The sequence below is a fragment of the Paraburkholderia xenovorans LB400 genome, from assembly GCF_000013645.1.
GTDB lineage: Bacteria > Pseudomonadota > Gammaproteobacteria > Burkholderiales > Burkholderiaceae > Paraburkholderia > Paraburkholderia xenovorans.
The window spans coordinates 2,537,010-2,557,505 of record NC_007952.1 but is presented as its reverse complement, the minus strand read 5'-3'; the positions used below and the strand labels follow the sequence as shown (position 1 = coordinate 2,557,505).

Below are 20,496 nucleotides of genomic sequence, written 5' to 3'. Positions count from 1 at the left end.
AAAGTTCCGACGCTTTCTCGGTGAAATCGTATAGCCGGCGAGACCGCCGACGCAGATACTTTCACCCATTGCCTTAGGCAACCTGAAACGAACCAACCTGAAACGAACGTCCCGGAGCCGACTAAACCTGCTGCATGTTCTTTGCGTGGGGCGTCGTGAGCATCGTGGTCATGCGGGGCGGCGTGCATATCGTCACGCGCGGAACGAACATTGATAGTGTTGAGATGGCGGCAAAAAGACAGTCCGAATTCACGCGGGGATTGAGCAGGCAAGCGCGGCGGCGCACCCATGCGCTGATGTTCGGTGCGCTCGGCGCCTGTGTCCCGGCGGCGGCGCACGCGCAGGCCGTGGCGGACGCCGGTGCGCAGTTCAACGGTCAGCGTGACGATGGCGCGAATGCCGTGGAGTCGGAGCAGGCAACCGTCGCGAGCGAACATCTGGTGAACCCGGGTGCGGACGGTCCGTCGGCGGCGCTCGGCTACGCTTTCAATACGTTCCGTACGTCAGGGCAAGGGGCGGCGGATACGCAGAATTATCTCGGCTTCACTGCCGGCGCCAATATCGGCAATTGGCAAGTGCGCGAGCGGGGCGCGCTCCAGTCCATGACGGGGCGAGGCACGTCGTATCAGAATATCGCGGCTTACCTGCAGCGCGACATTCCGTCGTTGAAAAGCCAACTGGTTCTCGGCGACCAGTTTACGGACGGCGCGGTGTTCGACAGCATCGGCTTGCGTGGCGTAAGGGTGGAGAGCATCGATAGCGCAGGGTCCGCGGCGGTGGCCGGTTATGCACCGGTGGTGCGCGGCGTGGCGATGTCGAATGCGCTGGTCACGGTCACGCAGAACGGCAACCTCCTCTACGAAGCGACGGTTGCGCCCGGACCGTTTGAGATCAACGACGTCGCGGCAACGGGTTACGGCGGCAATCTGCTTGTCACCGTGACCGAGGCAGATGGCAGTCGGCACAGTTTCACCGTGCCGTACACCTCCGTCGTGCCGCTTTTGCGGCAGGCTTCAACGCGGTTCAGCGTGGCCGGCGGCGTGATCCGCGACCCGCGGATCAAGCGCCACCGCGCGCTCGTGCAAGGCACGCTCCAGCACGGTTTCAACGGCATGGTGACGGGCTACGGCGGGGCGGTTGCCGCGGACGGCTATCTGTCCGGCCTGCTCGGTGTGGCGGTCGGTACGCCGATCGGCGCGCTGTCGGCCGATATCTCGGCGGCGCAGGCGGACGTGCCGCAGGCGCGAAGCACGCGAGGTACGAGTCTGCGTATCGGCTATAGCAAGTTCATCGAGCAGACGGATACGAACGTTTCGATCGCCGCGTATGGCTATTCGTCCGGCGGCTTCCTTTCGTTACGCGACGCCATGCTGGGGCGCGACGCGGCGCCGGCAGACTCTGGCGCGAACGGCGCAGGACGCCGCCGCAACCAGCTGCAGATCTCGCTGAACCAGCGCCTCGGCGCTGCTGGCGGAACGCTGTATGTTGTCGGCTCGACATCGGACTATTGGAACCGTTCGGGCTCCGACATGCAGTTTCAGATCGGCTACAGCGGTGCATTGCGGGTGGCCGACGCCAATCTGAACTACACGGTATCGGTATCCCGGCAGCGCACCGGGTTGACCGGGCCAATGAGCAACCAGGTGTTTGCCACCGTTTCCGTGCCGCTTGGCAAGGCAGAGCATGCGCCGGTTCTGTCTGCGGGCTTGATGCATGACAGTCGTGCCGGCTGGTCGGAGCAGGCAACGCTTGCTGGTTCCGCGGGCGCTGCGGACGAGCTGGGTTACGGCCTGTATGGAACGCACTCGGACCGGTCGGCCACAGGTGGCGGCAATGTCCAGTACCACGGTCCATACGCGAATTTTGGTGGAAGCGCGAGCGGTGGTTCCGGTTACTCGCAGGTTTCGGCGAACATTCGAGGCTCGGTGTTCGCCCGCAGGGAAGGCATCACGCTAGCCGGAACACCGGAAGACGGAACGGACACTGTCCAGCCGAAGCACAGCGCAGGCGCTTCTGAATACCCGGGAGCGGGCGCGAGCAGTCCCGGCTATACGGCCGTGCCGCATCTGTTGCCCGGCAACGTCGATCCGATCGAGGTCGGTCCGCAACGCGCTCTGCCCGACAGCAAGGTCCAGCCGTCCAGTCTGGAGATGGCGCCGCAGGTAAATGCGGCAGTCGTCACGCATCACTCCGCGGACGACAGCATCGCTTCGAATGTCGCAACCGCGAACCAGACGGAAGGGGCCGAACGCCTGATGCTGTTCATGAATGCCGTGCCCATGAAGGTGTACGCGCGCAATTCGGTTGTCTCATGGTCGGATGTGGAGCGCGGGAACGGGCATCACTAATGTTGCCCGGCGTTGGCCAACGGGATTTGAAGTGGCGATCTTCAACGACTCCACATCGAGCGGCCCGATAAAAGATTCAGGAAGGATTCGAGAATTGGCCGAGTTTCGCAAGAAGAAGAGCCATGTTTTGCAGGTGGTAGTTTGTAGTCGTAGTTTGTGGTTGTAGTTGTACTAACTTTAATTCTTTCAATAAAAGGCAAGAAAATGCAAAAGATCGATCGTAACGCACTGGCTCAATCGAAAATTGCCGGCGGCTGCTGCAAGTGCTGCTGCGCACCGGCGAACCCGCCGAAGGCTGCAGCGCCGACCGCAGCTCCGGCAGCACAGTCGGGCGCACGTAGCTGAGCAGCGTCGCAATAACGGTGTAAGAGCGGACTGATTGTCCGCTGGCAGTCTCGCGAAGCCCAAACGTGAACGATTGGGCTTCGCGTTCAGAAGACGAATCATGGCGTTCCCGTGGAACGGCCATGTCACCGTGACGAAGGAACAAGCATGGAGTTATTCAAAGCGTTGCGTGCATTGCGTACGTTGCCTGGCGCTTTCAGGCGCGGCGCGAGGTACAGCCGCGACCGGCTCCACGGCGCTTGCCTCTCGCGCATTCCTTTGCGCGCGATCGAGCCGCTTGCAATTTCCGCATGGTATTTGAGGAGTCGCTTCAACGCGAGGCTCCGCTGGAGCGGTATCGAGCGGCGCGAAGTCGGGCGCGACGTGTTGAAGCTCGAACATATCGACGCCCGCCGGGTGCTGCCGGGCAGGGTGCTCGAGAGACTGATCGATCAGCGGCTTCATTTCGGGCGCCAGCGCAACCGCGCGGAAGCGTGGCCGGATTTGCAGCGCGCGGCGAGCGCGCTGGCTCAGATCATCAGGAAGGTGAAAGCAGCGACGCCGGGGCGGCCGGTCATCGTATCGCCGTTTCATTACGTCTCTCAATACGCAAACATTTATCTGATCGACGAACTGCGCAAGCAGCTCGGTCTCGCATCCATTGGTGTCGTATCGGGCGTGCCGCAGAATATCTACGGAAGCGATGAGGCGATGATTCCGCACATCGACATCCTCCACACCTATAGCGAGACGAATCGCAGCGGGCTGGGTTTGCGCGCAGCGCGCTCGCTCAAACGCAACGGTGTGGTCGTCCTGTTCTCCGATGCGCCGCCGTTCACGCTGAGCGGCTATCCGATGGAGACGGTCGGCGTATCCCTTTTCGGCCGCCCAGCGCGGATTCATAACGGCGTATTTCGCATGGGCGCGCCGCTCGACGCGCTGCTGTTGCCGTTCTATCTGCGCTTCGAGCATGGGCGTTTTGACGCCGTCGTATTCGATCCGCTCGAACTGGCGCGCAGCGACGCGCCACAGCGCGTTGCCGATTGTATAGAGAAGGGCTTGAGAGACAACTATTCGCGCTCGCTGGTTGCCGGACATCCTTCTATGTACGCATTTGCGCCGGCCCGATAACTCCCGGTTGGCGCAGGAAACACACATCCCGTCTTCAGAACGGAGACGGCAGGACAGTCATGGACCCAACCAGTATTCCGCAGTACAAGGACATTTCCTGGCGATGGATCGCCTATGCCACATCGGCGATCGTGGTCGTCGCGATCGGCTTTGGCTTTCTGCATGAAGTGGAACTCAAGCAGGACGTGCAGTGCGAAATCGTATCGCCATCCGAAGTGAAGGTACGCGGTTTGAGCGGGCTGGTGACGTCGGTGTACGTGCGTCCTTCGGAACGTGTGGCTTCGGGGGCGCCCTTGTTCACCCTGCAGCGCGACCTGTCGTTGTCGAGCGACGGCCGGCAGCGCACCCAGTTCGACTCGCAAATGCGCGACGAGCAGATTCGTGTGGCCGACGCGCAATACGCGCAGCGCAAGGCGCAGCTCACGGCGCAGCGGGATGCTTCGCTGCTGACCGGGTCGAGTCGTAAAGCGGAACTCGTCGCGCTGGATGAACAGATCAACCAGAACCGCCAGCTTTCCGGCGAATCGCAGCAAAAGCTCGTGCGGCTCAGGTCGGTGTCGGACTACGTCACCGCCGACCGTATCGAGCAGGCGAGTGCCGACGAACATCAGGTCAAGGTCGCCATTGCCCAGGGCGTGGCGCGCCGCGAACAGTTGCGCGGCGAGATTGCCACGCTCAGCGGCGCGCTGCTCGACCTCGACGCACAACTGAAAGAGAACGACGCGCGGCACGAACAGAGCGTTCAGGAAATCCAGATGCGCTTCGAACAGTCGCGCCAGGACGCAACGATCTCGGCGCCGCACGAGGGCGTGGTCACGTTTTCGAGGCTCGTAGCGGGCCATACGCTGGAAGCCTCCGACATTGCGCTCGTCATTGCAACAGACGACAAAGGCGCATTGCGGGCGGCGCTGCGCATTCCGTCGCGCCGTCGGGGTTTCGTCGAGAAAGGCCAGACCGTACGGCTCAAATTCGACGCGTTTCCCTACGCGAAATTCGGCAGCTACGAAGCGCGTATCGACTCCATATCGGACACGACCATGCAGTCGTCTCCCTCACTTCCGGGCATGCCAGGCGCCCTTGCCGCTCAGGCGGGCGGAGACGGCGACTACCTGGCATGGGCCACGCTGCGGGGCAAGACATTCGACTACGGCCAACAGCATTTCGACATTTTGCCTGGCATGCGGGCCACGGCGAGCATCGTCATCGAGCGTAGAACGATTGCCGAATGGGTGCTGGCGCCGCTTTTCCGCATGATCAGAGGCTAATCAGGGGGCCTTGTGCGAACGATTTTTCAGAACGAAGTCGCGGAATGCGGCTATGCCTGCCTGGCAATGGTGCTCTCGCACCTGGGCCGCGCCACTGAAGTGCGCGAGCTCTCCGCATTCAGGCCGATATCGGCGAACGGCCTGTCCTTGATGGACCTGTACGACGTGGCGACCGAATTCGGCCTCGCCGTGCAGGCTTACCGGTTCGACGTCGCGGATCTGCCGTCGGTGAAGCGAGGCTCGATTCTCCACTTTGGTGGCGCGCATTTCGTGGTGTTCGAGAAGTGCGGTCATGGCTATGTTCAGGTTGTCGATCCTGCCAGCGGCCGGCGGCGGGTTTCGATGGACACGTTCGTGGCGAGCGTGTCCGGCTATCTGCTCGAATGCTCGGCCACCCCTGCAATGCCGCGCATTCGCGCGAAATCGCAGGTGCCCGGCGCGTTGGCGCGCGTGCGGGCGTTGAATCCCGCACTGCGCAAGCAACTGGCGAAAGTCATGTTCGTCGCGCTGGGCAGCCAGTTCGCGATCCTCGCCATGCCCTATCTGGGCAATCTCGTACTCGACTACGTGGTCTCGGCTGACAACATGAATCTGCTGGGCGTGCTGGTGCTGACATTTGCCGGCATCTTCGCGGTCGGTGCGCTCAGTCAGTATGTGGAGACGCGTCTTGTCGAATTGCTGCATCAGCTTACGCAGATCAACATGACCGAGGGGCTGCTCGGCCATCTTCTGCGCAATCCCATGTCGTGGTTCGAGAAGCGCCATGTCGGCGACGTGTTCGCGCGCATCAAGGCGCAGGACGAAATCAGCGTACACGCTACCCGAACCGTGACGTCGATGTGCATCGACATCGCCGTGGGGTCGCTCGCACTCGTTCTGATGCTCGTGCAAAGCCGCATGCTGACGGCCGTCGCGGTGGGCATGTTCGTCGTCTATCTTGCGGTCGCGCTGGGTATGTTCGCCCGCATGCGGGACAACCATGCACTGGTGCTCGAAACGTCGGCGCGTTGCGACGATGCATTGATCGAGACGATCCGCGCGGCGAGCCTGATCAAGCTCGCCCAGGGCGAGACGCGCCGCACGGCGCTTTTCATGATCAAGTACAAGGAATATGTGAGCGCGCTGCTGGCGAGTAACCGGCTGACCAGCGCGCGCGACGCAATCCTCAAGCTGGTCCAGTACGCGGACACGATTGCGATCACCTGGTTCGCCGCGCGGCTGATGCTGGCCGGCACCGTTTCCGTGGGCGTTTTCTATTCGTTTCTGATCTACAAGTCGCTGATGTCCGAGCGCTTTGCACACGCGGTCAACGGTGCGTTTGCCTACTTCATGCTGAGTGTGCCGACTGCGCGTGTGGCGGATATCGTCGAGTGCGAAGAGGAGCGATACACGCCGCTGGCCGACTGCAACCGCGTGACCGAGATGCGCAAGTTCGAGCGGGTCGAAGTGCGGAATGTGACGTTTCGCTACGGCGTGTCCGACCAGCCGGTTCTGCGGGATGTGAGCATCGATATCCGGCACGGCGACAAGATCGCCATTACGGGGCCGTCCGGCGCGGGGAAATCGACGTTGTTCAAACTGCTGTCGGCTTCCGAACCGCTTCAGGAAGGCCAGATAGCACTGAACGGCATTGCATGGCCCAATCTGACCGTCGACGAGATCCGGCGGCATGCCGCACACATGCGTCAGGGCGACCTGATTCTGCACGGCTCGATTGCCGAGAACATCACCCTGTTTGCGGCCAGCATCGACGAAGACCGCGTGCACGCGCTACTCGAAGACGTGGGCTTACTACAGGACGTCATGCGTCTGCCCATGCGCACACGAACCGTCATTAGTGACACGATCGCGAACATTTCGGCGGGCCAGCGGCAGCGCTTGCTATTGGCGCGCGCGCTCTATCAGGGCCGCAGTCTGCTGCTGCTCGACGAACCGACGTCCAATCTCGATCCGGCTTCGGTGCAGCACGTCGCCGCTTTGCTGCGCCGGCTGGATTGCACGGTTGTTGTGATTACACACGACCGGTCACTGGCCGCCGCGTTCGACGTTCGCTATCGCCTGATGGACGGCGCACTGGTGCCGGAGATGCCCGATCATCCGCATCGGTTGCGGGAGCCGGCCCATGTTTGAGTTCCGCTTCGCGCGCGTTGCGATCAGTCTGTTGTGCGCCATTGCGAGTCCCGCGTTTGCGACCGACCTTCTCACCGTGACGCAACAGACGCTCGGCCGCGACTCCAGCTTCGCCCAAGCGCGGGCCGGCTACGCGGCGGCACAGCAGGCGGTTCCGCAGGCGCGCGCCGGCCTGCTGCCGCAGATTTCCGCGGGTTGGGGGCGCACCTATAACAGCATAGCGACAGATGGCTTCCCGAAGACGACTTACTGGCAGTCGGGATGGACCATCAATATCGCGCAGCCGTTGTTCGACTGGACGAAATGGAGCAACTACCGGCAAGCGGATTTTGTCGAAGCGCGCGGCACGGTCGAAATGAATGCCGCGCAACAGGCTGCGATTCTGCGCGCCGTGCGCGTGTATTTCGAAGCGCTCGTTGCCGAAGACGAATTGAGGCGCGTCAGCGAATACGCGAGCGCCGTGGATCAGCAACTTCAATTGATCAATCGGGGCAAAGCGGGCGGTGAAGCGACGCTGATCGATCTGCGCGACGCCCAGACCGCGCGTGAGAAGGTCGCGCTGGAACAGATGGATGCGGAAAATGCCCTGCGTGCGAAGCGCCGGGCGTTCGAGCAAGCCACCGGCGTGCCGTTCGAAACGCTCGCGCGTTTGCCTGACTCGTTGCCGATGCCGCGCCTGCAACCCGAAGACATCGATGCGTGGGCCGGCCAGGCCAGGGATCACGCGTTTGAGGTTCAACTGAAACAACTGGACTGGCAGATTGCGAAAATGGAGGTGAGCAAGGCCACGTCGGCGCATCTGCCGTCGGTTTATCTGACCGGAAGCTATACCCCGGCCGGCGCGGCGTCCGGCTACTCGCGGCCCACCACCACGACAACGGGTATGCTCGCCATCTCGATCCCGGTTTTCTCCGGCGGTGAGACGCAGGCCAAGGTGAAGGCGTCTTCCGCGCTGGAAGACAAGGCGCAAGAAGGCCTTGCAGGCGCGTCGCGCGACGCCGAGACCGCGGCGCGCGACGATTACAGCCGCTACCAGTATGGACGCACGCGAATCGATCTGCTCACGCACCTCGTGGCCTCTTCGCAGGAGGTGCTGGCGGCAACCCGGATCGGCTTTCGGGTAGGGAGCCGCACGGCCAGCGACGTACTGCGAGCGATCGATGCGCTTTATTCCTCGCAACGCGATCTGCTGGCCGCCCGCTACGACGCCATCGTCGCACTGATGCAACTCAAAGGCGACACGGCCGCCCTGAGCATCACCGACGTGGTCCAGATCAACGACATGCTGGTGCACTGAATTACGCAACAGAGTGTTCAAACCGGCGAAACTTGACTCTGTGCGTATGCACATATAGACTGCGTTTTATGAACCGTCCTCTCTCTTACGACGAATGCAACTGTTTCGCGCTGCGTCAGGCGGCGCGGCACGTCACGCAAATCTACGAGCGCCATCTCGGCGCCGTCGGGTTGACGGCCGCACAGTTCACGATTCTCGCCAAGCTCGCGCGCACGCCGAACCTGCCTATGGTGGATCTGGCGGATGCGATGGTGATGGAACGCACCACGCTGGTCCGCGCCATGAAGCCTTTGCAGCGCGACGGTCTGGTGGTGGCGGAATCCGCGGAGCATGACGGCCGCACGTTGCTGTTCAGCCTGACGGAGAAGGGCGAAGCAACCTTCGACCAGGCCGCGATTGCGTGGCGTGCCGCGCAGGACGAGTTCGAAAAGAAGTTCGGCCATGCACGCGCCAAAACGCTGCGCGCCGAGCTGTTCAGCATCACCGGCTAGTTGAGGCGTCCGCGCTCGTTCACTCGGGCATTCGTGCGTCTGTTTATGTGCATACGCACTCACTCACAGGAAGTGCAGCAATGGAAGGGCTGATCGACGACGACTGTTTTGCCATCCGCCAGGCCGCGCGTTATGTCTCGCAGATTTACGACCGGCATCTGGGCAACGTTGGGCTGACCATTACGCAGTTTTCGCTGCTGGGGCGGCTCAAACGCACCGGTCCCATGACAATGAAGCAGATGGCCGAGGCCATGCGCATGGAACGCACCACCCTGGTCCGCACGATCCAGCCATTGCGCCGCAATGGACTGGTGTCGAGCGAGGCACTCGGCGCCGACGCACGGGCGCTGACGATCGCGCTCACCGCCGCAGGTGAAGAACGGCTGAAGGCAGGCCGCGAACACTGGTATGCCGCGCAAGCCGAATTCGAGCACCGTTTCGGCGAGCGGCGCGCGGCCGCACTGCGTAGCGAACTGTTTGCAATGACACGGGATTGAGTCCGACGCCGCGAGTGCGGCAACGGATGGCCGGCGCATTCGACGCGCCATTTTTTTCAACGTAACGAGTGCATACGCACATACCGACAACATGTCCACTACTCCATCGACTATCGCCCCGCCGAGCGCGGCGCAGACCGCCAAACCGGCACGGCGTATTCCGTGGATGCTGCTCGCGGTCATCACGGTCCTCGTCGTGCTGGCGCTGGCGGCGTCGTACTGGTTCTTCGTCGGCCGCTTTGTCGAAACGACGGACGATGCCTACGTGGGCGGCGATGTCACCGTGATGGCGCCGAAGGTGAACGGCTTTGTCACGGACGTGCTGGTGCGGGACAACCAGTTCGTCCACGCAAACCAGGTGCTGATCCGGCTCGATGCGCGCGACTACGACGCGCGGCTCGCGCAGGCCACGGCGGAAGTGCAGAGCGCGCAAGCGGCGGTGATCGAATTGCAGGCGAAGAAATCCCTGCAACTCGCCACGATCAACGAGCAGGCCGCGGAAGTCCGTGCGTCCGGCGCCGAATTGACGCGCAGCGCCGCGGACCAGACGCGCTACCGTGAACTGGTGAAGGACGAAGCGGTATCGAATCAGGTGGTCGAACGCGCGGACGCCGATCTGACGAAAGCGCATGCCGCGGTCGATCGCAGCAATGCGGCGCTGGTGGCCGCGCAACGCCAGATCGCCGTGCTCGACGCGCAGATCGGCGACGCCGAGGCGCGCATTGCCACCGCGCAAGCTGCCCAGCGCGTGGCGGCCCTGAACGTGGAGTACACCACGATCCGCTCGCCGATCGACGGCTATGTCGGCAATCGCACCGCGCGAGTCGGCCTGCTGGCGAACACGGGTGTATCGCTGCTGACGGTGGTGCCTTCGAGTGGATTGTGGATCGACGCCAACTTCAAGGAGGACCAGTTGAAGAAGATGCGCGTCGGCGACAGTGTCGACGTCGATCTCGATGCGTCGAGCAGGCGCATTCACGGAATCGTGGAAAGCCTGGCGCCGGCCACGGGAGCGACCTTCAGCGTGCTGCCCGCCGAGAACGCCACCGGTAACTTCACGAAGATCGTGCAGCGCGTGCCGGTGCGCGTGCGCCTCGACGTGCCGAAGGACATGCAAGGCGTGTTGCGTCCCGGTCTCTCCGCCACGGTGAAGGTACATCTGGATGCCCCGCAGGGGGACGCCCCTCGGAACGCCGAAAACACGCCGGCGCGCGGTTGAGCCGATCATGACCCAAGTTCTCGCCAACCCCGCCGACCTGCCGACGCGAACCAAAGTTCTGGCGTTCACGTTGATGTGCATCGGTTTTTTCATGGCGACGCTCGATATCCAGATCGTTGCGTCGTCACTCAAGGATATTGGCGGCGGCCTGTCCGCGAGCCAGGACGAACTCTCGTGGGTGCAGACCTCGTATCTGATCGCTGAGATTCTGGTGATTCCGATGTCCGGCTGGCTTACCCGCGTGTTCTCGACGCGCTGGGTGTTCGCGTTTTCCGCCCTCGGCTTCACGCTCACCAGCATGTTGTGCGGTCTCGCGTGGGACATCAACTCGATGATCCTGTTCCGCGGTTTGCAGGGCGCGCTCGGCGCCGCGATGATCCCGACGGTGTTTACCACGGCATTCGTGCTGTTTCCCGGCAAGCAGCGCCTGATCGCCTCCACCACCATCAGCGCGCTCGCTACGCTTGCGCCGACCGTTGGTCCGGTGATCGGCGGCTGGATCACGTCGCAATGGTCGTGGCACTGGCTGTTCTATCTGAACCTGGTGCCCGGCGTCGTCGTCACGCTGATGGTGCCGAAGTACGTGCACTTCGACAAGGTCGACCTGTCGCTGCTGAAGAAAGGCGATTACCTCGGCATCCTGCTGATGTCCGGTTTTCTCGGTTGCCTCGAATACGTGCTGGAGGAAGGGCCGCGCAAGAACTGGTTCGGCGACGACGTGATCGTGACGTGCACGTGGATAGCGGCGATCTGCGGCTTTCTGTTCATCGTGCATGCGTTCACTGCGAAAGAGCCGATCGTCGACTTGCGCGCGCTGGCGATCCGCAATTTTGGCATTGGCAGCCTGCTGTCGTTCATCACCGGGATCGGCATTTTTTGCGCGGTGTTCCTGACGCCCGTGTTTTTATCGCGTGTACGTGGCTTCGATTCGTTGCAGATCGGCGTGGCGTTGCTGTCGGTCGGCTGTTTTCAGTTGGCCGCGATGGTGGCGTATTCGGTGGTCGCGCGCTTTGTCGATATGCGGCTGCTGCTGGTGTTCGGCCTGGTGCTGTTCGGCATGGGCTGTTATCTGTACGTGCCGCTGACCAATCAATGGGGCTGGCAGGAGTTGCTGATCCCGCAGGCGTTGCGCGGTATCGGCCAGCAGTTCTGCATTCCACCCATTGTCACGATGGCGCTCGGTTCATTGCCGATGTCGAGGCTTCGTTCCGCGAGCGGCCTGTTCAATCTGATGCGCAACCTCGGCGGCGCGATCGGTATCGCGGTGAGCAGCACCATGCTCAACGACCGCCTGAACCTGCACTACGAGCGGCTCGACGAACATCTGAACGTAGGCCGCCCGGTGGTCGAGTCGATCTTGCAGCAACAGGGTGCGCATTTCGCGGCCGTGGGCGGCAACGTGCTGAACGCGGCAAACGCCGGACTCGGCGAACTGCACGCGCTGCTGATGCGCGAAGCACTCGTGCTCACGTTCTCCGACACCTTCTTCGCCCTGTCGCTGTGTTTCGTGGTCGGCCTGCTGAGCGTGCTGTTCTCGCGGCCGTTCGGCAACAACGCTCCGCCACCCGATGCCCATTGAGGATTTCCCCATGAAACCGATCCTTCTCAAAGTACTGGCGAGCGCCGCCCTGCTGACGCTCGCGGCGTGCGCGGTGCAGCCTGCAACGCATGCGGATTTGCCGCAGACGGTGAAGACCGTCGCGCCCGCTGCGTGGAATGTCGATGCGCCGCAAGACAGCGTGAGCGCGGATGCGTGGTGGGCGCAATTCGGCGACCCCGTCATGCATCAACTGGTCGAATCCGTGTTGACCGGCAATCTCGACGTGCAGGCGGCCGTGGAACGCGTCAAGCAGGCGCAGGATCTGGCGACGCAAAACCGCGCGGCCCTGCTGCCCGAGCTGAACGCGAGCGCGAGCGCGTCCGACTCGCGCCAGAACGCGCCGCCGCCGCTCGGTTATGTGCGTCAGGCCGGCTTCGGCGTAACGGCCAGCTGGACGCCCGACGTGTTCGGCGGCGAGCGTCTTGCGGTGCTCGCGGCGCAGGCGCAGGTATCGGGACGTCAGGCGGCTTTGAATCAGGTGCGCCTCGCGCTCGCGGCGAATACCGCTGCGGCGTACATCGATCTGCGCTGGGCTCAATCGCAATTGCAGATTCTGAACGACAACGAGCAGATTCGCGCACGCGCGTTGAAGCTCACGCAGGCGCGTCTGCATTACGGGCTGTCGACGCAACTGGACGTTGCCCGCGCGCAGAACCAGCTGGAGGATTTGCAGGCGCAGATTCCGCGTGTGCAATCGGCGGTGCAGCATCAGTTGAGTCTGATCGCGGTGTATTCGGGGCGCACGCCGGAAAGCGTGGACAGTTTGCTGCTTGCCCATGCACGCGATATTCCGGTGCCCGCGCAAAGCGTTCCGCAGATGCTGCCTTCGCAAGCGCTCCTCCAGCGCCCCGACGTACGCACCGCATACGCAACGGTCGAACAGCGCGCGGCGGAAGTCGGCGTGTCGAAAGCGCAGCGCTATCCGCAATTCAGGCTCAATCTCGCCGATGGTTTGCTGGCCTCGTCCTACCTCGGCTTGCCGACACTGACCGACAACCTCTTTAGCGCCGCCCTGAACGCAACGAGTCCGATTTTCAACGCGGGCCGCATCACCGCGAATATCGACGCGAGCGAAAGCCGCATGCGCGAATCGCAACTCGGTCTGCAGCAAACCATGCTGCAAGCGCTCAAGGAAATCGAGGACAACCGCAGCGATCTGGTGAGCGGCGCAGTGCAGGTCCAACGGCTTGGCGGCGCGCTCGATGCGTCGGACCACGCACTGCGTCTGTCGACGGAACTGTACAAGGGCGGCGCGTCGAGTTTCCTGGACGTGCTCGCGGCGCAGGAAGCCTATCTGCGCGACGCCGAGTCGTTGAACCAGGCCAAACGCGAGCACGCGTTGTCGGCGGTCGCTTTGTACCGCTCGCTCGGCGGCGGCTGGGATGTACCTGACGCGGTCACGGCGGTATCGGCGAACAACTGATGCAAGCGTGTGGCCAGTGAGTTGTTGATCCAACTGGAGAGAAACGATGACGAATCAGCGAGAAGTAGTGATCTGCAATCCGGTGAGAACGCCGATCGGCGCATTCGGCGGATCGCTGAAAGAGGTGCCCGCCACCGAACTCGGCGCGATCGCCGTGCGTGAGACATTGCGTCGCAGTGGGCTCGACGCGGCCGCGCTGGGCTCGGTCGTGATGGGCAACGTGATTCAGGCCGGCAACAGGATGAATCCGGCGCGCCAGGCGTCGATCGGCGGCGGCGTGCCGGTGAGCGTGCCGGCGTTGACCGTCAATCGCGTGTGCGGCTCGGGGGCTCAGGCCATCGCGTCGGCGGCGCAGGAGATCCTGCTCGGTCTCGGCGATGTGGCAGTCGCAGGCGGCATGGAGAACATGGACCGCGCCCCGTATCTGCTCGACGGCGGCCGTTGGGGCTACCGCATGGGTAACGCGCAAATCCACGACAGCCTGCTGCGCGACGGTCTGAACGACGCGTTTTCGGGCGAGCACTCCGGCTGGCACACCGAAGACCTCGTCGCGCAATTCGACATCACGCGTGAAGCACAGGACCGCTGGGCGGCGCGTTCGCAACAGCGATTCAGCGAGGCACAGGCGCGCGGCGATTTCGACGCCGAACTGGTCGCCGTGGAAACCGCGGGACGCAAAGGCCCGCAGCACTTCACGCGCGATGAACAGCCGCGGCCCGACACCACGGTGGAAACGCTGGCGAAACTGCGTCCGGCATTTCGCCCGGATGGCACGATTACCGCGGGCAACGCGCCCGGATTGAACAGCGGCGCGGCCGCGATGCTGGTGGCCGGGCGCGGTTTCGCGGAAGCACACGGCATCGAGCCGTTCGCGCGGCTCGTGGCGTACGGCGTCGCCGCGGTCGAACCCGGCATGTTCGGCCTCGGTCCCGTGCCGGCCGTAGAGATGGCGTTGGCGCGAGCGGGTTGGCAATTGCACGATGTCGAGCGCTTCGAGATCAATGAAGCGTTTGCCGCCGTGCCGATCGCGGTCGCGCGCAGACTCGGCATTGCGGACGAATTGATCAACGTGCAAGGCGGCGCGATTGCACATGGCCATCCCATTGGCGCGACCGGTGCCGTGTTGACCACGCGCCTGCTCCATTCCATGCGGCGCGACGGTCTCAAACGCGGCATTGTTACGCTGTGCATCGGCGGCGGGCAGGGAATTGCGCTGGCGTTGGAAATGCTCTGATTCTGAATCGATCGCGGCGGAGTGCATCGGCGTGCGAAATACCTCGACACACCCCGTCGCTATTGTTCAAATGCGCGGCGCATCAATCCTGACTGAATCTTCGGCAATGGTGCGTGCGCCTCTATTTAAAGTTTTTCCTCCAGTACGAGTTTCGTTTAGCATCATTGCCACTTTCACAAGAACACGAAGAGACATGGCACTGATCGCTCGAAACATTCTCGGTATTGCCGTACTTCTGCTTATCGCTTTCATCTTTTCGACCAACCGGCGTGCGATCCGCTTACGGACTGTAATTAGCGCATTACTGGCACAGATCGGTATCGGCGCGTTCATTCTTTTCGTCCCGGTCGGCAAGTCGATTCTTTCGGGCGCGGCCTCCGGTGTGAATCATGTACTCGGCTACGGCAATGCGGGCATCGAGTTCCTGTTCGGCGGCCTCGTGCAGGCGAAGATGTTCCAGGTTTTCGGCGACGGCGGTTTCGTGTTCGCCGTGCGCGTGCTGCCGGCCATCATCTTCGTTACCGCGCTGATCTCCGTGCTGTACTACATCGGCGTGATGCGCTGGATCGTGATCGTGCTCGGCACGTTGTTCCAGAAGCTGCTCGGCGTGTCGAAGCTCGAATCGTTTTCCGCGGTCACCACGATCTTTCTGGGTCAGAGCGAAATGCCCGCCGTGGTCAAACCATTTACGCGCGACATGACCGGCGCCGAGCTGTTCGCGGTGATGTCGAGCGGCATGGCGGCGGTCGCCGGGTCGGTTCTGGCGGGGTATGCGGGCCTCGGCGTGCGAGTCGAGTATCTGCTCGCGGCCTCGTTCATGGCGGTGCCGGGTGGCTTGCTGTTCGCGAAGATCATTCACCCATCCACCGAACCGAGCCGGGTTCATCTCGACAATCTCAACTTCGACGAGAAGCGCCCAGCCAATGTGATCGAAGCGGCGAGTTCCGGCGCGACCGTGGGCCTGAAAATCGCGGTGATGGTCGGCGCGATGCTGATTGCGTTCGTCGGGCTGATTGCGCTGCTCAACGGGATCGTGGGCGGTATTGGCGGCTGGTTCGGCCATCCGCAACTGTCCATGCAATCGGTGCTCGGCATGGTGTTCGCGCCGCTTGCTTATCTGATCGGCGTGCCGTGGAACGAGGCGGCGATTGCCGGCAATTTTCTCGGGCAGAAGGTCATTCTCAACGAGTTCGTTGCCTATGCGTCGCTGTCGCCGTATCTGAAAGACGCCGCGAGCGTGACCGCGGCCGGTTTGCAGGCGCTCGATCCGCGTACCATTGCTATCCTGTCGTTTGCGCTGTGCGGCTTTGCGAACTTTTCGTCGATTGCGGTGCTGACGGGCGGCTTTAGCGCCGTCGCGCCGGAGCGCCGTGCCGAAGTCGCGCGTTACGGCCTGCGTGTCGTGCTCGCCGCCACGCTCTCGAACCTGATGAGCGCCACGATTGCGGGCATGTTCATTACGCTGAATTGAAGCGAGGATCGCTGTATGAATATGGAACAACTGCTGGAACGCGCCGGTGCCGCGCGAGAAAAGGCCTATGCGCCGTATTCGAAGTTCAAGGTCGGCGCGGCGCTGCTGACCCGGGACGGCAAGGTGTTCGACGGCTGCAACGTCGAGAATGCGTCGTATGGTTTGTGCAATTGCGCGGAACGTACCGCGTTTTTCAGCGCTATTGCGGCGGGCTATCAGCGTGACCAGTTTGCGGCGCTCGCCGTGATCGGCGACACGGAAGGTCCGATCGCGCCGTGCGGTGCGTGCCGCCAGGTGATCATTGAACTGGGCGGACCGGATTTGCCGATTCGCCTCGGCAATCTGCATGGCGCCACGCGTGACACGACCGCGCGTGAACAATTGCCGGACGCGTTCTATCTATGAGCATGCACAAGGTCATCTACGACACCGACCCGGGTGTGGACGATGCAATGGCGCTCGTGTTTCAGGCGCTGCATCCGGATATCGAACTGCTCGGTCTGACGAGCGTATTCGGCAACGCAACGATCGAAACGACCACGCGCAATGCGCGCTTTCTCGCCGGGCGGTTTGCCGCGGGGGTGCCGGTCGCACGAGGCGCGGCAGCGCCGCTCAGGCGCGCCGCGCCCGAACCGCTCGCATGGATTCACGGCGACAACGGGCTCGGCAATATCGCGCTGGATACAACGGAGCAGGCCCCGCTCGACGCGCGCCCCGCGCACCGCTTCATCATCGACACGGTGCGCGCGCATCCCGGTGAAGTGACGCTGCTGGCGGTAGGGCCGCTCACGAATCTTGCTCTTGCGCTCGCCGGCGATCCGCAGATCGCGCCGCTCGTCAAACAGGTGGTGATCATGGGCGGCGCGTTCGGCACGGACGGTGTGCTCGGCAACGTCACGCCCGCTGCGGAGGCCAACATTCTGGGCGACCCGGATGCCGCGGACATCGTGTTCGGCGCGGCGTGGCCGGTCGCGATCGTCGGTCTCGACGTTACGCAGCGCACTATCATGAGCCACGATTATCTGGCGTCGCTGCGTGCTCGCGGCGGCGCGGCGGGTCGGTTCGTATGGGAAGTGTCGCGGCACTACGAGGCGTTTCACGAGCAGAGCGCGCAGCTTGCGGGCATCTATGTGCATGATTCGTCGGCGGTAGCCTATGTATTGGCGCCGCATCTCTATACGACGCGCAGCGGCCCGGTGCGCGTGCTGACCGACGGTATCGCGGTGGGTCAATCCATTCAGAAACCGTCGGCCATGCCCGTGCCCGCGCCGGACTGGGACAGCCGTCCCGACTGCAAGGTATGTATGGCGGTGGATGTGCCGGGCATGCTCGCGCTTTACGAGAACACCATTTGCGGCACGCTTTGAGAAGGAGGACGCCGTATAGCCGACATAGCCGACACCGGAGGTAAAGAGCGAAAGACAAAGACGGCATGGCGCGGATTGATCTGACCTGAGCCGCTGTGCAGTGCAGCACGCCGGGCCACGGTAATCGTGGCGGATGTCGATCTTCAATCTTTGCTACATTCCTGCACACGCACTGCCTGTGCGTTCCCGAAGCCTTTGCTCACGGACGCGGCGCGCGTGACCGAAATCTATCAAGAGGCCAAAGATGCGAATTCTAGTAGTAGGGGCGGGTGCCGTGGGCGGCTATTTCGGCGGACGTCTCGCGGCGGCGGGACAGGACGTGACCTTCCTCGTGCGCCCCGGCCGGGCGGAGAAGCTCAAGCGCGACGGGCTCGTGATCAGCAGCGTGCGCGGCGATCTCACCTTGCGCGACCCTCAAACCATTCTCGCCGGTGTGAGCGCCGAGCCGTTCGATCTGGTGCTGCTGAGCTGCAAAGCCTACAGTCTCGACGACGCCATCGACTCCTTCGCGCCGTTCGTGGGCGAATCGACGCTGGTTCTGCCCATGCTCAACGGCATGCGCCATATCGAGGTGCTCAACGAAAAGTTCGGCGCCGCGCGCGTGCTGGGCGGTCAATGCGTGATTGCCGCGACGCTCAACGGCGAGCAGCACATCGTGCATCTGAACGACACCCATGCGATCACTTTCGGCGAGCAGGCGGGCGGCACGTCCGAACGTGTGCAGGCCATCGCCGAGGCAATGAGCGGCGCGAATTTCGACGCGCTGGTCAGCGACAACATTTTGCTGCGCATGTGGGAGAAGTGGGTGTTCCTCGCCACATTGGCGTCCGCCACGTGCTTGATGCGCGGTTCGGTCGGCGATATTCTGACGGCGCCGGACGGCAAACGCGTGATCGAAAATCTGCTGGGCGAGGCGCGGGCCGTGGCCGAGCACAACGGTTTCACAATGGGCCCCGACTTCGACGCACGCGCCACGCAGACGCTCTTTACGCCTTCGCCGCTCACCGCTTCGATGTTGCGCGATGTGGAAAACCACTCGCATACCGAGGCGGATCACATTCTGGGCGACCTGATTTCGCGCGGCGGCGACGCGCAAAAGGGCGAGCACGGCCTGTCGTTGCTGCGCATCGCCTATAGTCATCTGAAGACGTATGAAGCGAGGCAGACCCGCACGTCCTGAATGAAGCCGCAGCGCGGGACCCGGCAGGCATGACCATGACAGCCCAACGATCGGAGGTGAAGCATGCCGAGTCCATCCGGATCAGTGCCCGCGCTGAGCTCCGCGTCGGCCACGATCTTTTCGATCGGGATCGTCTTTCTCGGCTATTGGGGCATGTATGAGCCGACCGGCTGGCGAGTCGCCGATGTCTTCGTGTTCGTGTTCGCGCTGATCGGCTTTGGCTGCCTCGGGCTCGTGCCGTGGGTCGCAACGAGCCCTGTCGAACCCGAAACCAGCGACCGCCGGGTGCGCATTGCGCGGCATCTGTTCCTGGCGGGCGTGACGGCGATCTGGCTGGCGGTGGCCATGTCGGTGGTTTTCTAAAGCCACCATTCCTGCAAGCCCACAAAAAACGCGCGCGTTGCAACTCTGCAAGGCGCGCGTTTTCGTTGCAACCGCAGCAGACCGGCTTAGCGTTCGATCTGCTGGTTCCAGCGCGTATCCCACTGCGCGCGGTGCGCGTTGATCGCGTCCCAATCCACCACCGTCACCTTGCGCACCAAGTCTTCCACGTTGCCGAGGCTTTGCTGCATGGACGGCGTCATCTTCGCCGTGCGGTTGGTGGGGATCTGACGGCCGGCCTCGGCGGCTTTGGTTTGCGCGGGCGCGGACAGCAGGAACTGCGCGAGCTTCTGCGCCAGTTGCGGATCCGGGTTGTTGTTGACCACGCACAGATCGACCAGCAGCAACACCGGACCTTCCTTCGGATTCACATAGCCGACCGGAATGCCCTTGTCCGCCAGATCGCCCACGGCGGTCGGCGTCAACGGGAACAGGCCCGCCTCGCCGGTCTGAACCATTTCGGAAATCTTCGCCGAATTCGGCACGTACTCGACCACGTTCGGTCCCACCGTGCTCGCCCATTTCGTGAAGCCCGGCTCCACGTTCTGCTCGCTGCCGCCCATCAAACGGTTGATGGCGAGAAAGCCATGCAGGCCGAAAGTGCTGCTCGACGCCGACTGGAACACCACCTTGCCCTTGTATTTCGGATCGGCGAAATCCATCCACGAGGTGGGCGGCCCCCAGCCTTTCTCAGCGAACAGCTTCTTGTTGTACGCAATGCCGGTCATGCCGAGTTGCACGCCCGCGCCCATGTCGTCCTTCATGCGCGCGAACGGATAGAGTTCCTTGAGCACCGGCGAATCGTCGAGCTTCCTGCACACACCCATGCTGACCGCGCGCGCCATCACGCCGTCGTCGAGAAACACCACGTGGATCTGCGGGCTGGCCTTGTTGGCCAGCAGCTTGGCGAGAATGTCCGACGACGTGCCCGGCACCACGACCACCTTCACGTTGTTGGCTTTCTCGAAGTCGGGCAGCACCTGGCTCGTATAGGCTTTTTCCATCGGACCGCCATTCATGCCGATGTAGATGGTTCTGGTTTGCGACCACGCTGGCGCGGCCGCGCCGAATGCACATAATGCGGCCAGCGCCGCGAGCGTTTTGAACAGTTTCATTGAGAAGCTCCGGGGTTCACTAA

18 protein-coding genes are annotated in these 20,496 nt (G+C 62.9%); 16 read left to right on the top strand and 2 right to left on the bottom strand.

Annotated elements, in window-relative coordinates; genetic code table 11:
* Positions 1 to 134 precede the first annotated feature (134 nt).
* Complete coding sequence (locus BXE_RS33270; RefSeq protein ID WP_049782307.1) at positions 135 to 2,348, top strand: fimbria/pilus outer membrane usher protein; 2,214 nt, start codon at positions 135 to 137, stop codon at positions 2,346 to 2,348.
* A gap of 76 nt (positions 2,349 to 2,424) precedes the next feature.
* On the opposite strand, the gene BXE_RS46100 is transcribed toward BXE_RS33270, so the two are convergent.
* Complete coding sequence (locus tag BXE_RS46100) at positions 2,425 to 2,817, bottom strand: hypothetical protein (protein WP_148223035.1); 393 nt, start codon at positions 2,815 to 2,817, stop codon at positions 2,425 to 2,427.
* Between the two features lie 23 nt (positions 2,818 to 2,840).
* On the opposite strand from BXE_RS46100, the gene BXE_RS33265 reads away from it, so the two are divergent.
* From BXE_RS33265 to BXE_RS33195, 15 genes are all read left to right on the top strand, one after another.
* Entirely contained in the window at positions 2,841 to 3,803 is a 963-nt protein-coding gene (locus BXE_RS33265; protein ID WP_040124481.1) for a hypothetical protein, read from the top strand.
* Between the two features lie 59 nt (positions 3,804 to 3,862).
* Positions 3,863 to 5,068 carry an HlyD family efflux transporter periplasmic adaptor subunit gene (locus BXE_RS33260; protein ID WP_011492517.1) on the top strand — a complete coding sequence of 402 codons (1,206 nt, stop codon included), beginning with the start codon at positions 3,863 to 3,865 and terminating at the stop codon, positions 5,066 to 5,068.
* 12 nt (positions 5,069 to 5,080) lie between these two features.
* Positions 5,081 to 7,198, top strand: a complete 2,118-nt coding sequence (locus BXE_RS33255) for a peptidase domain-containing ABC transporter (RefSeq protein WP_011492516.1) — start codon at positions 5,081 to 5,083, stop codon at positions 7,196 to 7,198.
* Complete coding sequence (locus BXE_RS33250; protein ID WP_011492515.1) at positions 7,191 to 8,495, top strand: TolC family outer membrane protein; 1,305 nt, start codon at positions 7,191 to 7,193, stop codon at positions 8,493 to 8,495. Before BXE_RS33255 ends, BXE_RS33250 begins: the two co-directional genes overlap by 8 nt.
* 68 nt (positions 8,496 to 8,563) lie before the next feature.
* A complete protein-coding gene (locus BXE_RS33245) occupies positions 8,564 to 8,986 on the top strand; it encodes a MarR family winged helix-turn-helix transcriptional regulator (protein ID WP_011492514.1) in 423 nt (140 codons plus the stop codon).
* An 80-nt stretch (positions 8,987 to 9,066) separates the two neighbouring features.
* Complete coding sequence (locus BXE_RS33240; protein ID WP_007177996.1) at positions 9,067 to 9,483, top strand: MarR family winged helix-turn-helix transcriptional regulator; 417 nt, start codon at positions 9,067 to 9,069, stop codon at positions 9,481 to 9,483.
* A gap of 91 nt (positions 9,484 to 9,574) precedes the next feature.
* Entirely contained in the window at positions 9,575 to 10,702 is a 1,128-nt protein-coding gene (locus BXE_RS33235; RefSeq protein WP_011492513.1) for an HlyD family secretion protein, read from the top strand.
* A 7-nt stretch (positions 10,703 to 10,709) separates the two neighbouring features.
* A complete protein-coding gene (locus BXE_RS33230; RefSeq protein ID WP_011492512.1) occupies positions 10,710 to 12,281 on the top strand; it encodes a DHA2 family efflux MFS transporter permease subunit in 1,572 nt (523 codons plus the stop codon).
* A 10-nt stretch (positions 12,282 to 12,291) separates the two neighbouring features.
* Positions 12,292 to 13,725, top strand: coding sequence for an efflux transporter outer membrane subunit (locus BXE_RS33225; protein WP_011492511.1), 1,434 nt, complete (start codon positions 12,292 to 12,294; stop codon positions 13,723 to 13,725).
* A gap of 46 nt (positions 13,726 to 13,771) precedes the next feature.
* A complete protein-coding gene (locus BXE_RS33220) occupies positions 13,772 to 14,959 on the top strand; it encodes a thiolase family protein (protein ID WP_011492510.1) in 1,188 nt (395 codons plus the stop codon).
* A 193-nt stretch (positions 14,960 to 15,152) separates the two neighbouring features.
* Positions 15,153 to 16,430, top strand: a complete 1,278-nt coding sequence (locus tag BXE_RS33215; protein WP_011492509.1) for a NupC/NupG family nucleoside CNT transporter — start codon at positions 15,153 to 15,155, stop codon at positions 16,428 to 16,430.
* 15 nt (positions 16,431 to 16,445) lie between these two features.
* A complete protein-coding gene (locus BXE_RS33210; protein ID WP_007177990.1) occupies positions 16,446 to 16,835 on the top strand; it encodes a cytidine deaminase in 390 nt (129 codons plus the stop codon).
* Positions 16,832 to 17,797 (top strand): nucleoside hydrolase, encoded by a 966-nt coding sequence (locus BXE_RS33205; RefSeq protein ID WP_011492508.1) that lies wholly within the window; start codon positions 16,832 to 16,834, stop codon positions 17,795 to 17,797. Before BXE_RS33210 ends, BXE_RS33205 begins: the two co-directional genes overlap by 4 nt.
* Positions 17,798 to 18,041: 244 nt before the next feature.
* Positions 18,042 to 18,977 carry a 2-dehydropantoate 2-reductase gene (gene panE, locus BXE_RS33200; RefSeq protein WP_011492507.1) on the top strand — a complete coding sequence of 312 codons (936 nt, stop codon included), beginning with the start codon at positions 18,042 to 18,044 and terminating at the stop codon, positions 18,975 to 18,977.
* Positions 18,978 to 19,040: 63 nt separating this feature from the next.
* Positions 19,041 to 19,340, top strand: a complete 300-nt coding sequence (locus BXE_RS33195) for a hypothetical protein (protein WP_011492506.1) — start codon at positions 19,041 to 19,043, stop codon at positions 19,338 to 19,340.
* Positions 19,341 to 19,426: 86 nt separating this feature from the next.
* On the opposite strand, the gene BXE_RS33190 is transcribed toward BXE_RS33195, so the two are convergent.
* Entirely contained in the window at positions 19,427 to 20,473 is a 1,047-nt protein-coding gene (locus tag BXE_RS33190) for an ABC transporter substrate-binding protein (protein WP_011492505.1), read from the bottom strand.
* Between the last annotated feature and the right edge of the window lie 23 nt (positions 20,474 to 20,496).

Bases quoted from the DNA above. Each gene is read 5' to 3' on its own strand.
- BXE_RS33270 (WP_049782307.1), top strand. From the start codon at position 135: ATGTTCTTTGCGTGGGGCGTCGTGAGCATCGTGGTCATGCGGGGCGGC.
- BXE_RS46100 (WP_148223035.1), bottom strand. From the start codon at position 2,817: ATGGCCGTTCCACGGGAACGCCATGATTCGTCTTCTGAACGCGAAGCC.
- BXE_RS33265 (WP_040124481.1), top strand. From the start codon at position 2,841: ATGGAGTTATTCAAAGCGTTGCGTGCATTGCGTACGTTGCCTGGCGCT.
- BXE_RS33260 (WP_011492517.1), top strand. From the start codon at position 3,863: ATGGACCCAACCAGTATTCCGCAGTACAAGGACATTTCCTGGCGATGG.
- BXE_RS33250 (WP_011492515.1), top strand. From the start codon at position 7,191: ATGTTTGAGTTCCGCTTCGCGCGCGTTGCGATCAGTCTGTTGTGCGCC.
- BXE_RS33245 (WP_011492514.1), top strand. From the start codon at position 8,564: ATGAACCGTCCTCTCTCTTACGACGAATGCAACTGTTTCGCGCTGCGT.
- BXE_RS33240 (WP_007177996.1), top strand. From the start codon at position 9,067: ATGGAAGGGCTGATCGACGACGACTGTTTTGCCATCCGCCAGGCCGCG.
- BXE_RS33235 (WP_011492513.1), top strand. From the start codon at position 9,575: ATGTCCACTACTCCATCGACTATCGCCCCGCCGAGCGCGGCGCAGACC.
- BXE_RS33230 (WP_011492512.1), top strand. From the start codon at position 10,710: ATGACCCAAGTTCTCGCCAACCCCGCCGACCTGCCGACGCGAACCAAA.
- BXE_RS33225 (WP_011492511.1), top strand. From the start codon at position 12,292: ATGAAACCGATCCTTCTCAAAGTACTGGCGAGCGCCGCCCTGCTGACG.
- BXE_RS33220 (WP_011492510.1), top strand. From the start codon at position 13,772: ATGACGAATCAGCGAGAAGTAGTGATCTGCAATCCGGTGAGAACGCCG.
- BXE_RS33215 (WP_011492509.1), top strand. From the start codon at position 15,153: ATGGCACTGATCGCTCGAAACATTCTCGGTATTGCCGTACTTCTGCTT.
- BXE_RS33210 (WP_007177990.1), top strand. From the start codon at position 16,446: ATGAATATGGAACAACTGCTGGAACGCGCCGGTGCCGCGCGAGAAAAG.
- BXE_RS33205 (WP_011492508.1), top strand. From the start codon at position 16,832: ATGAGCATGCACAAGGTCATCTACGACACCGACCCGGGTGTGGACGAT.
- panE (WP_011492507.1), top strand. From the start codon at position 18,042: ATGCGAATTCTAGTAGTAGGGGCGGGTGCCGTGGGCGGCTATTTCGGC.
- BXE_RS33195 (WP_011492506.1), top strand. From the start codon at position 19,041: ATGCCGAGTCCATCCGGATCAGTGCCCGCGCTGAGCTCCGCGTCGGCC.
- BXE_RS33190 (WP_011492505.1), bottom strand. From the start codon at position 20,473: ATGAAACTGTTCAAAACGCTCGCGGCGCTGGCCGCATTATGTGCATTC.